Raw genomic sequence first — 12,094 nt, 5'->3', positions numbered from 1 at the left:
GATCTCCCCGCCGCGCCATCGACGACCACCTCCCCCTCCCGCCCGCCCCCCTCGGTGTCCGCCTCACCCCCTGCGCGCCGGCTCACTCATCCGGAGGCGGCAGACGCCTGAAGGTCGGCCCTGCGGGCGACGCCGGCCCCGTCGCCTACCTCAAGGTCGGCCCCCCGGCCGGCTTCACCGGCTCACTCAACGACTGGCTCTGCGCCACCCAGCCCCCCGCCCGCGCCGCCGTCACCTCCATCGCGGCCTGACGGCCCTCGGCGGGGGAACGACCGGGGGCGGTCGTTCGTAGGAACTGATGTGGACCCATTCGAAGACCTCGACCGCAGGTTGAGAGAGGCACGCCAGCGCGTCCGCTGGTTCGACCACCTGGCGGCGCGGCGCTCCTCGCTCGGGCGGCAGATCCGGGAGGTCGCCGACCTGGTGACCCAGCTGGAGCAGCAGCTGGCCAAGGAGCGGCGAGACGTCGAACGCCTGGAGGGCGGCCTGTCCGCGTTCATGGCCAGGCTCACCGGCTCCAGGGAGGAGCGCCTCACGCGGGAGCGGGCCGAGGCGGCGCTCGCGGGGGAGCGCCTCGACGGCCAGCGCGCGAGACTGGAGGCCCTCACCGGCGACCTCGGCGAGACGGAGCGCGACCTCGCCGCCACCGCGGGGGCCGCCGACGACTACCAGCGGCTGCTGTCCGAGAAGGAACGCCTCCTCGTCGAGCGGGGCGACCAGCGCGGGCGGCGCCTCATGGAGCTGTCGGGCCTGATGGCCGACACGCAGGCCGACCTGCGCGAGCACGACGAGGCCGTGCAGGCGGGCAAGGCGGCGGGGCAGTGGGTCGGCCACGTGCTGGCGCAGCTGGAGCACGCCCGCGGCGCCTCGACCTGGGACATGTTCGGCGGCGGCGTCTTCGCCGACGCCGTCGAGCGGGAGCACCTCGTCACCGCCGACCAGGCCACGTGGCAGGCCCAGCAGGCGCTCGACACGTTCGCGAGGGAGCTGGCCGACCTCGGCTGGGCCGCCCGGCCGAAGATGCCGGAGGTGGACACCCGCTGGTTCGCCGACGTCTTCTTCGACAACATCATCACCGACGCGCTCAAGCACCAGCGCATCAACAGGACCCGCACCGCCGTGGCCGAGATGTCCGCCTGGATCGACGACTCGCTCAGGACACTCGCCCAGGGCCAGGCCGACCTGACCCGGCGCCTCGGCGACCTCACCGACGAGCGCGAACACCTGCTCGCCACCTGACCGTCAAGGGACGGCCGCCGAACCATGCCGGGCAGGGTCGCATCTTCCGTCAGCGGCTGAGGACGCGGCGCAGGGCGGACTCCAGCGCGGTGGCCGGTTCGGGCGCGGGGCCGGTGGCGCGCCAGGCGACGTAGCCGTCCGGGCGGACCAGGACCGCCCCGCCCGCGCCGACGCCGTACCGCGACCGCCACTCGCCCTTGACGTCCACCGCGTCGTCGCCGAGCACGACCCTCGACAGCGCGACCCCGAGACGCCTGGACACCAGGCGGCCCGCGTCGGACCAGGACTGCCCGCCCTCGCCGTCGGCCAGGAGCACGAACCCGCCGCCGAACAGGTCGATCGTGGACATCGGACGGCCCTCCCAGGTCAGCGGCACGTGCGGGGCCCGGCTGCCGGGCCGGCCGGTGGGGTGGCGCGGGTCCTCCAGCAGGGAGCCGTCGTCGTCCGGATCCTCGATGACGGCCGTGGAGTGGTAGCGGGCGCCGAGGACGGCCCTGAGGGTCGCCGAGCGGCTCGGGATAGCCGACGCGGGCGGCCGGAGGCATCCGCATGCCGAGGTTGGCCAGCTGGGCGTCGGCGGTCATGACCCCGATCGGGCTTGGGCTGGAGCGAGGTGCCGGGCTGCCGCTCGACCAGCATGACGGGGATGTCACGCCAGGCCGGGAGCAGGGCCGCGCTCAGACCGGCGTAGCCGCCGCCGACTATCAGAACAGGGACACGGTGGTACGTCATGACGACCTCCCGAGGCACGAGTAATATCGCGTGGTCACGATATGTCGCGTCTCGGGAGCGGTCAAGACATATCTCGAACTCAGCCCAGGTGCTTCTCCAGCGACTCCACCTTGCCGGTCATGGCGTCCGTCACGCCGGGGCGCAGGTCGGCCTTGAGCACGAGCCCCACCCGGGGAGCGACCTCCGCCACCGCGTCGACGGCCCGCTTGACGACGTCCATCACCTCGTCCCACTCACCCTCGACGGTGGTGAACATGGCATCCGTGTGGTTCGGCAGCCCGCTCTCCCGCACGACCTTGACGGCCTTGGCGACGGGCTCGGCGACCCCCTCGCCGACGCCGAGCGGGGTGATGGAGAATGCGACGATCACGGCGTGACCTCCTGAGCTCCTGGCGCGGCAGGTCCGCGCCGACGAACGTGGCAGGCCGGACGGTCAGAGGTGGAGGTGCTCGTCCTCCGCCTCTTCCTCGTCCTCGGCCGGGCCCTCGGAGGGCTCGACGCCGAGCATCGCCTCACGCGGCTCGATCTCGTCGATGTGGTCGACGAGCTGCAGCACGTGCTCGGGCTCGATCAGCCACTGGAGGGCGGAGGCGCCGGTCTCGTCGGACTTGACCAGCTCGGCCTGCTCGCTGCGCTCTTCGTCGGTCAGCTCGGCCTCGGGGTGGCGGATCTCCGCCAGGGCCGCCGCCTGCAGGGCGTCCACGTCGAGCACTTCGACCGTCAGCTCGACCGTGAGTCGTAGGAACTTCTGTGCGTCACTCATGCGACGAGCCTAGGGCAGCTTCCACTCCACGGGGGCCGCGCCTTGCTGGGCGAGCAGTTCGTTCGCGCGGCTGAACGGGCGGGAGCCGAAGAACCCGCTGCGCGCCGACAGCGGCGACGGGTGGGCGGACTCGACGCGCGGCACGGAGCCCAGCATGGGCGCGAGATTGCGGGCGTCGCGGCCCCACAGGATGGCCACCATCGGCTTCTCACGCGCGACCAGGGCGCGGATGGCCTGCTCGGTGACCTCTTCCCAGCCCTTGCCCCGATGGGAGGCGGGCTTGCCCGGCATCACCGTCAGCACCCTGTTGAGCAGCAGCACGCCCTGGTCGGCCCAGGGAGTGAGGTCGCCGTTGGCCGGCCTGGGCAGCCCCAGGTCGGACTCCATCTCCTTGTAGATGTTGACCAGGCTGCCGGGCAGCGGCCGCACGTCGGGGGCGACGGAGAACGACAGCCCGACGGGGTGACCCGGGGTGGGGTACGGATCCTGACCCACGATCAGGACCCTGACATCGTCGAAGGGCTGGTTGAAGGCACGCAGCACGTTGGCTCCCGAAGGGAGGTACTGCCTGCCTTCGGCGATCTCGTTGCGGAGGAACTCGCCCATGTGGGCGATGCGCTCGGCCACGGGCTCCAGCGCGCGGGCCCATCCGGCTTCGACGACTTCGTTCAGTGGACGTCCGGCCATGGGCGTTGAGCTTAGCCAGGTCTGGCGGGCGATGCGTACGGAACCCGGAGAAATGATCACCAAGGGCGGGCGCCCGCGCCCCCGCGGGAAGACGGGCGCCCGCTTGGGTCACTTCACCGAGCCGGCCATCATGCCCTGGACGAAGTAACGCTGGAACGCGAAGAACAGCACCAGCGGGATGATCAGCGACAGGAAGGCGCCGGACGAGAGGATGTCCATGTTGGTGCCGAACTGCCGCATCTGGGACTGGAGGTACTTGGTCATCGGCTGGTTCGCCGGGTTGGCGTAGACCAGCGCGATCAGCATGTCGTTCCACACCCAGAGGAACTGGAAGATGCCGAGCGAGGCGATGGCGGGCTTGCCCAGCGGGAACACCACCGACACGAAGATCCGCCACTCCGGCGCCCCGTCCATCCGCGCCGCCTCCAGCAGGGAGGCCGGGATGCCGATGAAGAAGTTACGGAGCAGGAAGATCGCGAACGGCAGCCCGAACGCCACGTGGAAGAGCACGACGCCGGGGATCGAGCCGAAGATCCCGACCTGGCCGTAGAGCGCGGCCACGGGGATCAGCGCGATCTGGATCGGCACGATCAGCAGCCCGACCACGACCAGGAACAGCAGGTCCCGGCCGGGGAACTCCATCCAGGCGAACGCGTACGCCGCCATGGCCGCGATGCCGATCACCAGGATCGTGGTCGGCACCGTGATGGCCACGGTGTTCCAGAAGGACGCCCCGAAGCCGCCGGCCAGCAGGTCGGCGTAGTTGGCGATGGTGATCTCGGCGGGCTTGGTGAAGATCGTCCACCAGCCCTCGGCGTTGTTGACCTCGGTCGTGCGCAGCGAGACCACCAGCAGGCCCAGGGTGGGCACCAGCCAGAACAGGCCGAGCAGGATCATCACGACCTGGACGACGCCGCTGCCGAGGCGGTCGACGATGCGTCCGGCCAGGTTTCGCCGTGGCGCGCCGGCGTGGCTCTGCGCCGGGGCCGTGGCCGTGGCCGTGGTCATGACTCACCCCTCTTGAACCTGCGGATGTTCATGATCATGAAGGGCAGGACCAGGATCAGCAGGAAGACGGCCAGCGCGCTGCCGAGCCCCTGGTTGTTCCCGCCGCCGAACGCGACCCGCCACATCTCGAGCGCGATCACGTTCGCCTCCGGCTGGACCGACGGCGGTGCGATGATGAACACCAGGTCGAACACCTTCAACGTATTGATGATCATCGTCACGAAGACGACGAGCAGCACCGGCGACAGCAACGGCACCGTGATCCTGCGGAACACCTGCCATTCGGTGGCGCCGTCGATGCGGGCCGCCTCCAGCGCGTCGCGCGGGATGGCCGCCAGGCCGGCCGCGATCAGCACCATGGCGAACCCGGCCCACACCCAGACGAACGCCCCGATGATCGCCGGCGTGATGAGCGTCGGGCCGAGCCAGGTCAGGCCGTTGTACGCGGCCGTGAAGTTCTCCTGCGGCAGCCGTACCTCGTAGGAGCCCGAGGGCAGGCCGTCGAACCGGAACGAGCCGTCAGCGGCCGTCGTGGCGGTCGCCGCCACCTCGCCGTCGCTCACGGCCTCCACGGTCATCCCGGGCAGGCCCTTCTCCGTGGGGTCCGGCTGGCCGTTCACGCCGCCGCCGCCCGGGGTGAAGTCGAACCACACCGTGCCCGACAGCCCGTCGCCGCCGGTCGCCGCGACCGCCGGCTGGGCGTCCGCGGGCATCACCTCCGGCTTGACGCCCACGATCGGGATCAGCACGGTCTGGCCGGACTCCACCGGCTGCTTGGTGACGACCGAGCCGTCCTCCTGGGCGGCCACCGGTGACTGGTCGCCCTCGCGGGCGCGCGCCTCCGGATAGCCCTGGGAGGAGGAGAACGTGTCGTGCACCACGGTCATGATGGCGTTGGCCACGCCCTTGTCCGGGTCCTCGTCGTACACGAGGCGGAAGATGACGCCGGCGGCCATCAGCGAGACGGCCATCGGCATGAAGACGATCAGCTTGAACGCGGTCGCCCACTTGATGCGCTCGGTCAGCACCGCGAAGATCAGGCCGATCGTGGTGACCACGATCGGGGCGACGATCACCCAGATCAGGTTGTTGCGGATGGTCTTCAGCGTCCCGGCGTCACTGAAGATCGTCCCGTAGTTCTCCAGCCCGACGAACACCTGGTTGGTGGAGTCGTACATGCTGCGGACGATCGAGTATCCGATCGGGTAGACCACCCAGATGCCGAGGAGCAGGGCCGCCGGCAGCAGGAAGACGATGGCGATCGTGGGTGACGGGCCGAGGCGTCGTCGTGTGCGGGGGGTATCAGCCGGTCCCGAGGTAGGCCCGCCCGTGTCGTCCACGGGCGGGTCCTGGGGGCCGTCCAACCTTTCGGTCACGGCCATGCCTCTTTACTTCCAGGCCTTCTTGGCCTCTGCTTCGAGCGCCTCCTGGGCGCCCTTGACGTCACTCGGGTCGCGCAGGAAGTCCTGCAGGACCTTCCACTCGCCCTTGCCGTCGGTGCCGCCGAAGGCGCTCGGCGCGAGGTCGGACATGTCGTAGCGGACCGACTCACCGGCCGTGACGATCGTCTGGCCGAGCTGCTTGGTCATCTCGTTCGGGTAGTTGTCGGGGGAGACGTTCCTGTTGGGGGACAGGTAGCCGGGCAGCTTGGCCCAGACCTCGCCGCCCTCCTTGGAGGCCAGGAACTGCAGCAGCGCCATGGCGCCGGGGGAGTCCTTCATGGCCACCGCGACGTCACCGCCGAGCACGACCGGAGCGGTGTCGCCGACCTTCGGGAACGGGAAGTACTTGGCCTCCTCGCCGACCTTGGCGCCCGACTCCTCGGCCGTGACGGCGACGAAGTCGGCCTCGATCACCATCGCGGCTTCCTTCTCGCCGTAGACCTTGGTGACGCAGGTCGGGAAGTCGGTCTGCAGCGCGCCGGAGGTGCCGCCCGCGACGAACTCCTTCTTGCCGGCGATCTGCGCGATCTTCTCCAGGGCGGTGGCCACACTGGGGTCGGTCCAGGGGATCTCGTGCTTGGAGAGCTGGTCGTACTTCTCCGGGCCGGCCGAGGACAGGTAGACGTTCTCGAACAGGTCGGTCAGCGTCCAGCCGGAGGCGCCGCAGAACGAGAACGGCGCGGTGCCGGAGTCGGCGATCGTCTGCGAGGCGGTCACCAGCTCGTCCCACGTGGTCGGCGGCTGCACGCCGGCGTCCTCGAAGGCCTTCGACTGGTACCAGACCAGCGACTTGTGCGCCGCCTTGATCAGCACGCCGTACACCTGGCCGTCGGCGGAGCCGAGCTCCTTCCAGTATTCGGTGTAGTTGGCGTCGATCTCCTTGGTGACGTCCTCGGTGAGCGGCTTGAGCGCCTTCTGCTCGGCGTACTGCTGGACCAGGCCCGGCTGCGGCAGGATGGCCACGTCGGGCGGGCTGCCGCCCTGGATGCGCGGGCCGAGGTAGGCGCCGGTGTCCTCACCGGTGGAGGCATAGGTGACCTTGGCGCCGGTCTTGTCGGAGAAGGCCTTGAGCACCTGCTCGAAGTTCTTCTGCTCCTCGCCGGTCCACTTGGCGGCGACTTCGAGCGTGACGCCTTCGAGCGTCTTGGCGCCGCCGCTCTCGCTGGCGGCGGGAGCGGACTCGGTCGGCTGGGAGGTCGTGGGGGCGTTGCCGCCGCAGGCGGTCACCGCCAGCGCCAGTCCGGCCAGAATCGCTGTTGCTCTGCCTTTACGCATGGCTTGCCTCACTGGGTTCTGATGATCTCTTCGAGTTCAGCTTTCAGCGAGGCCGCCACGTCGTTCGCGGACTCGCTGATCGGGGGGGTGAGCGCTTTGGCGACCGTGCTCGCGATCACCAGGCTGAGCTGGTTGTAGTGCGGGCTCGCCGCGCGCGGCTCGGCGGCGAGGATGCTCTCCTTGAGTACGGGCAGGTACGGAAAGCGCTCGATGAGCTCTGGGTCGTCGTAGAGCTCGGTCCACACCGGCGGGAACGACCCCTCGGTGAGGACCCGGCGCTCGTTCTCCAGGCTCGTGAAGTAACGGATGAACTCCGTCGCGGTCTGCTGGTGCTGCGAGTAGGCGCTGATGGCCAGGTTGATGCCGCCCAGCGAGCTGCTCCCCGGCCCGTCGGGGCCCGGCAGCGTGGTGACCGCGACCTTGTCGCCGAGCCTGTTCCTGGCCGGCCCGTAGGCGTGCGGCCAGTTGCGGGCGAAGGCGAGCCGGCCTTCCTGGAAGGCCAGGCGGGACTCCTCCTCCTTGTAGTTGAGCGACTCCTCGGGGATCCAGCCTTCGCGCAGGCCCTGCTGGAGGAACTCCAGCGCGGTCGTCGCGGCGGCGGGTTCGAGGGTCACCCTGGTGCCGTCGGCGCTGAGGATCTGGCCTCCCGCCGACTGCACGGCCTCGGAGAAGTTGACGGTCAGTCCCTCGTACGCGAGGAACTGTCCGGCATAACCCTCGATATCGTGCTTTTTCGTGATCTTTTGGGTCTGTTCGCGAAGTTCCGCCCACGTGCGCGGCGGCTTCTTCACCAGGTCGGTGCGGTAGTAGAGCAGCCCCGCGTTGCTCGTGTACGGGACCGCCCACAGCTTGTCCTTGTAGATCGCGGTCTTCACGACAGGCGGCAGGAACTTGTCGAGCGGGAAGGACCCGCGCTCCAAGGGGATGATCCAGCCGTTCTCCGCGAACTCCGCGGTCCACACCACGTCCAGCCCGAGCACGTCGTAACGGGTGCTGCGGGCCTGCAAGTTGGCCACCATCTGGGCGCGCTGCTCGTCGGCCGCCTCGGGCAGCTCGATGAGCGTCACCTTCTCGGCCGGGTGGGCCTGGTTCCAGCGATCCAGCAAGGGTTGAAGGTACGCCGTGGTGTCGCGCCCGGTGGCGAACGTGATCGGGCCGGTGCTTCCCGCCCGGGACTCGCTGCCACCGTGATCGCCCGTCGCCGCGCACCCTCCGGACGCCGCGAGGACGGCCAGGACGATCGCCAGACGACGGAGCACCGGTTGTTCCCTCCTTGTGCACGGGGGTTACATACGTGTTAGGTAGATGCATTCATGTTATGCACACCGGTAATCTGGTGGTCAACGGCAAGCCATGTAACGCATCCGTAACACACGGGGAGGTGAGGCGGTGCGGCTTCACCTGCTGGCGCTTCTGGCCAAGGAGCCTGCCCACGGCTACGAACTGAAACAGGACCTTGAACAGACCTTCGGAAGCGCCTACCCGTCGCCCAACATCGGGCAGATCTATGTGACGTTGGGCCGGCTGGAGAAGGACGGCCTGGTGAGAGCCGTCGACGTCGAGCAGTCCAACCGGCCGAACAAGAAGGTCTACTACCTCACGGCCAAGGGCCGCGACGTGCTCCACCTGTGGGTCGACGAGCCGACCGAGGGTCCGCGGGTGCGCGACGAGTTCTTCATGAAGCTGGTGCTGGCCCCGATGACCGGCATCGCCGACCGGATGGTGCTGATCAACCGGCAGCGCCGTCACTACCTGTCGCTGATGAAGGACCTCAACGAACTGCTCGACCGCACCTCTCCGGATGACAAGATCGCCATACTGCTCATCGAAGGTGCGATGCTCCACCTTCAGGCCGATCTCGACTGGCTCGAACGTTGTCAGGAGGACCTCGCATGAGTGACGAGGCCGTGCTCAAGGCGATCAACCTGGTGAAGATCTACTCCGGCGGCGCGGTGCCGGTGCCCGCCGTGCGCGGCGTGGACCTCCAGGTCGACGCGGGGGAGTTCGTGGCCGTGATGGGCCCTTCGGGGTCCGGGAAGTCGACGCTCGTCCACATGCTCGGCGGCCTCGACTCCCGCACCAGCGGCGAGATCTGGCTCGACGGCAAGCGGGCCGACACCCTTTCCGAGAGCGCCTGGGCGCTGCTGCGCCGCAAGAAGATCGGCTTCGTCTTCCAGTTCTTCAACCTGGTCGCCAACATGACCGTGGCCGACAACGTCGAGCTGCCCGCGCTGCTGGCCGGAGCCTCGCCCAGGGAGGCCCGCGAGCGCCGCGAGGACCTCCTGGGCGCGCTCAACCTCGGCGACCGGGCCGACGCCTCGCCCGCCCAGCTCTCCGGCGGCGAGCAGCAGCGGGTCGCGCTCGCCCGCGCGCTCGCCAACCAGCCCAGCGTGCTGCTGGCCGACGAGCCCACCGGCAACCTCGACAGCCGCAACACCCGCGACGTGCTCCGCCTGCTCGGCCGGGTCCACAAGGACGGCCAGACGATCGTCATGGTCACCCACGACGCCCGCGTGGCCGCGCTCGCCGACCGGGTGGTCAGCCTGCTCGACGGCGAGATCGTGGACGACGGCCGCATCGCCAGGCCCCGCCGGCGCACCGTCGGAGAAGTGATCGACCTGCGATGAGCACCGCACGCGCGGGCAGCCGCTGGATCAGGGCGGACCTGCGGGCCAGGAAGGGCCAGGCGACGCTGACCGTGCTCGCCGTGGCCGGCATCGTGGCCGCCCTGATCACCGCGGTGACCCTCCTGGAGGACTCCACCAACCCGTGGCGCGGCCTGTTCGCCCAGACCGAAGGCGCCCACGTCTGGCTCTACACCCGCGACAACACCGCCCAGCTGGCCGGCGTGCAGGCGCTCGACGGGGTGACGGCCACCGCCGGCCCGTACCGGTCGGCCCCCGTCACCGCGCTGCAGGACGGCAGGCGCGAGCCCGCCTCACTGCGCGCGATGCCCGCAACGCCGCCCCGCGTGGCGCATCCCGCGGTCGTCGAGGGCGGCTGGCTCGACCCCGCGCAGCCCGACGGCGTGGTCGTCGAGCGCTCCTTCGCCCGCGAACTGCGGCTGCGGATCGGCGCCCCGTTCACCGTCGTCGCGCTCAGCGGCCAGCGCCACACCCTGTACGTGCGCGGCATCGCCGACTCCGCCGACCAGGGCTTCTACCCGGAGTGGACCCCCGGCCTGGGCTGGGTGCTGCCCGAGGCGCTCGACCGGATCGAGCCGATGCTGGGCCGCAGCGAGTGGGTGACCGGGCTGCGGCTGGCCGACGCCGACGCCGCCCAGGTGGTCTCCCAGCGGGTCGTCGTCATGCTCGACGACCAGCTCCAGCGGCTCTACACCTGGCGCGAGATCAGGGCCGCCATGGAGCTCGACAACCGGCTGCTCGGCACCATGCTCGCGCTGTTCGGCGTGGGCGGCCTGGTGGCGGCGGCGCTCGCGCTGGCCAACGCGGCCGGCGGGCGCGTGCTGGGCCAGCTCCGCGACCTGGCCACGCTCAAGTCCATGGGCTTCACCCGCGGCCAGGTCGCGCTGCTGCTGCTCGTCGAGCACGGCGCGCTCGGCCTGATCGGCGTCGCGCTCGGCACGGTCGCCGGCTGGGCGGTCACCGCTCTGGCCGTCGGCGCCAGCTCCGTCGCGCCGATACCCGTGCTCACCATCGTCGCCGGCACCGCCCTGGCCGTGCTGGCCGCGGTCGGCGTGCCGGCCTGGCGCGGCGGGCGCACCCCGCCCATCCCGGCCGCGCCCTCCCAGCCGCCCGGCGGCCGCCTGTCCAGGCTGGCCAGGCTCGCGCTGCTGGTACGGCTGCCGCCCGCGCTCGTGCTGGGCACCAGAGACGCCTTCACCCGCCGGGTGCCCGCGTTCCTGACCGTGTTCGGGCTGGCCGTGCCGATGATGATGATCACGATCGGGCTGGGCGTGTGGGCCACGCTCGACAACTTCGCCCGCAATCCCGAGCAGGTCGGCCAGCACGCCTCGCTCTACGTGCGCCCCGGCAAGCTGGAGGCGGCCCAGGCCGCGCGGCTGGCCGGCGCCGACCGCGACGTGGCCGCCGTCTATCCCGGCACCGACGTGAACGCGCTGGCGCCCGGCGAGGGCCGGTCCGTCCGGGTGCGGGCGGTCGGCGGCTCCGCCTCCGACCGCTACCCGTTCCCGGTCGTCGAGGGCCGCATGTACGCCGAGCCCGGCGAGGCCGTGGCCGGGCAGGGGCTGCTCGACCTGCTCGGCGTGAAGATCGGCGACCGGGTGCGGCTGACCGTGGGCGGCTCGCCGCTGATCGTGCGCGTCGTCGGCCGCACCGTCGAGCCCGACCAGGACGGCGAGGTGCTGTCGGTCGGCCTCGACAGCCTGGCGGCCAAGGACTCCGTGCCGCCCGAGTATTACGCGCTCGCCCTGCACCCGGGGGCGGGCCGCGACGAGGTGGCGGCCCGGCTGCTGGCGGAGTCAGGGGAGAACCTGGAGGTGCAGGCCGCGGTCAACCCCGCCGACCGGCTGGCGATGATCCGGGTGGTGATCGTGGCGCTGACCGCCGTGCTCACCCTGATCGGGCTGGCCAACCTGCTCACCGCGAGCGCGCTCGGGCTGCGCGACCACGCCGCGGACCTGGCCGTGCTGAAGGCGATGGGGCTGACACCCCGCCAGGTGATGGCCACCCTCGTGACCGGCACCGGCCTGCTGGTGGTGCTGGGCGTCGTGGCGGGAGCCGCGGCCGGGGCCTCGGTGGCGACCGGGCTGATCGACCTGCAGGGGCACACCAGCGGGGTGGGAGCCGGGATCGGCCGCCCGCCCTCACCGGTGACGCTGGCCCTGGCGGTGCTGCTGGCCGTGGGCACGGCCCTCGCGGTGGCGCTCATCCCGGCCCGCCGCGCGGCCCGCGCCCAGGTGCCGATCACCGCCCGCTGACCTGCGGAAACGCCACCGCCCGGTGACCAGTCACCTGGTCACCGGGCG

14 protein-coding genes are annotated in these 12,094 nt (G+C 70.8%); 5 read left to right on the top strand and 9 right to left on the bottom strand.

The features are described from left to right. Both KME79_RS40690 and KME79_RS40685 read left to right on the top strand, forming a co-directional pair. A partial coding sequence (locus tag KME79_RS40690; protein ID WP_219551311.1) for a hypothetical protein occupies positions 1-251 on the top strand: 251 nt, incomplete at its 5' end. 49 nt (positions 252-300) lie between these two features. Beyond that, positions 301-1,239, top strand: coding sequence for a hypothetical protein (locus KME79_RS40685; RefSeq protein WP_219551309.1), 939 nt, complete (start codon positions 301-303; stop codon positions 1,237-1,239). Between the two features lie 49 nt (positions 1,240-1,288). Here KME79_RS40685 and KME79_RS40680 read toward each other — a convergent pair whose 3' ends face one another. The 9 genes from KME79_RS40680 to KME79_RS40640 all read right to left on the bottom strand — a co-directional run bounded on the left by KME79_RS40680 (position 1,289) and on the right by KME79_RS40640 (position 8,405). Then, positions 1,289-1,666 (bottom strand): aromatic-ring hydroxylase C-terminal domain-containing protein, encoded by a 378-nt coding sequence (locus tag KME79_RS40680; RefSeq protein ID WP_372452532.1) that lies wholly within the window; start codon positions 1,664-1,666, stop codon positions 1,289-1,291. Further along, positions 1,606-1,971: an FAD-dependent monooxygenase gene (locus KME79_RS40675; protein WP_219551305.1), complete on the bottom strand. Its 366-nt coding sequence runs from the start codon at positions 1,969-1,971 to the stop codon at positions 1,606-1,608. The genes KME79_RS40680 and KME79_RS40675 overlap by 61 nt, the downstream gene beginning before the upstream one ends. A 79-nt stretch (positions 1,972-2,050) precedes the next feature. After that, positions 2,051-2,341, bottom strand: coding sequence for an MTH1187 family thiamine-binding protein (locus KME79_RS40670; protein ID WP_219551303.1), 291 nt, complete (start codon positions 2,339-2,341; stop codon positions 2,051-2,053). Positions 2,342-2,404: 63 nt separating this feature from the next. Further along, positions 2,405-2,734, bottom strand: coding sequence for a hypothetical protein (locus KME79_RS40665; protein ID WP_148033944.1), 330 nt, complete (start codon positions 2,732-2,734; stop codon positions 2,405-2,407). A gap of 9 nt (positions 2,735-2,743) precedes the next feature. Then, positions 2,744-3,421, bottom strand: coding sequence for a uracil-DNA glycosylase (locus KME79_RS40660; RefSeq protein ID WP_148033943.1), 678 nt, complete (start codon positions 3,419-3,421; stop codon positions 2,744-2,746). A gap of 108 nt (positions 3,422-3,529) precedes the next feature. Continuing rightward, positions 3,530-4,429: a carbohydrate ABC transporter permease gene (locus tag KME79_RS40655; RefSeq protein ID WP_148033942.1), complete on the bottom strand. Its 900-nt coding sequence runs from the start codon at positions 4,427-4,429 to the stop codon at positions 3,530-3,532. Continuing rightward, positions 4,426-5,805 carry an ABC transporter permease gene (locus KME79_RS40650; protein WP_364226312.1) on the bottom strand — a complete coding sequence of 460 codons (1,380 nt, stop codon included), beginning with the start codon at positions 5,803-5,805 and terminating at the stop codon, positions 4,426-4,428. Before KME79_RS40650 ends, KME79_RS40655 begins: the two co-directional genes overlap by 4 nt. Positions 5,806-5,817: 12 nt before the next feature. Beyond that, positions 5,818-7,146, bottom strand: a complete 1,329-nt coding sequence (locus tag KME79_RS40645) for an ABC transporter substrate-binding protein (protein WP_148033940.1) — start codon at positions 7,144-7,146, stop codon at positions 5,818-5,820. An 8-nt stretch (positions 7,147-7,154) separates the two neighbouring features. Continuing rightward, entirely contained in the window at positions 7,155-8,405 is a 1,251-nt protein-coding gene (locus KME79_RS40640; RefSeq protein WP_219551301.1) for an ABC transporter substrate-binding protein, read from the bottom strand. A gap of 130 nt (positions 8,406-8,535) precedes the next feature. Here KME79_RS40640 and KME79_RS40635 point away from each other — a divergent pair, with 130 nt between their 5' ends. The 3 genes from KME79_RS40635 to KME79_RS40625 are packed head-to-tail and all read left to right on the top strand — an operon-like array spanning position 8,536 to position 12,046. Beyond that, positions 8,536-9,042, top strand: coding sequence for a PadR family transcriptional regulator (locus KME79_RS40635; RefSeq protein ID WP_148033938.1), 507 nt, complete (start codon positions 8,536-8,538; stop codon positions 9,040-9,042). Further along, positions 9,039-9,773, top strand: a complete 735-nt coding sequence (locus tag KME79_RS40630; protein WP_148033937.1) for an ABC transporter ATP-binding protein — start codon at positions 9,039-9,041, stop codon at positions 9,771-9,773. The genes KME79_RS40635 and KME79_RS40630 overlap by 4 nt, the downstream gene beginning before the upstream one ends. Then, positions 9,770-12,046 carry an ABC transporter permease gene (locus KME79_RS40625; protein WP_219551299.1) on the top strand — a complete coding sequence of 759 codons (2,277 nt, stop codon included), beginning with the start codon at positions 9,770-9,772 and terminating at the stop codon, positions 12,044-12,046. The genes KME79_RS40630 and KME79_RS40625 overlap by 4 nt, the downstream gene beginning before the upstream one ends. Positions 12,047-12,094 lie beyond the last annotated feature (48 nt).

Source organism: Nonomuraea harbinensis, from assembly GCF_019396385.1.
GTDB lineage: Bacteria > Actinomycetota > Actinomycetes > Streptosporangiales > Streptosporangiaceae > Nonomuraea > Nonomuraea ferruginea.
This window is presented reverse-complemented; position numbering and strand designations above follow the sequence as displayed.

Coding starts and splice junctions, on each gene's coding strand:
- KME79_RS40665 (WP_148033944.1), bottom strand. CDS start 2,734: ATGAGTGACGCACAGAAGTTCCTACGACTCACGGTCGAGCTGACGGTC.
- KME79_RS40630 (WP_148033937.1), top strand. CDS start 9,039: ATGAGTGACGAGGCCGTGCTCAAGGCGATCAACCTGGTGAAGATCTAC.
- KME79_RS40660 (WP_148033943.1), bottom strand. CDS start 3,421: ATGGCCGGACGTCCACTGAACGAAGTCGTCGAAGCCGGATGGGCCCGC.
- KME79_RS40625 (WP_219551299.1), top strand. CDS start 9,770: ATGAGCACCGCACGCGCGGGCAGCCGCTGGATCAGGGCGGACCTGCGG.
- KME79_RS40675 (WP_219551305.1), bottom strand. CDS start 1,971: ATGACGTACCACCGTGTCCCTGTTCTGATAGTCGGCGGCGGCTACGCC.
- KME79_RS40655 (WP_148033942.1), bottom strand. CDS start 4,429: ATGACCACGGCCACGGCCACGGCCCCGGCGCAGAGCCACGCCGGCGCG.
- KME79_RS40645 (WP_148033940.1), bottom strand. CDS start 7,146: ATGCGTAAAGGCAGAGCAACAGCGATTCTGGCCGGACTGGCGCTGGCG.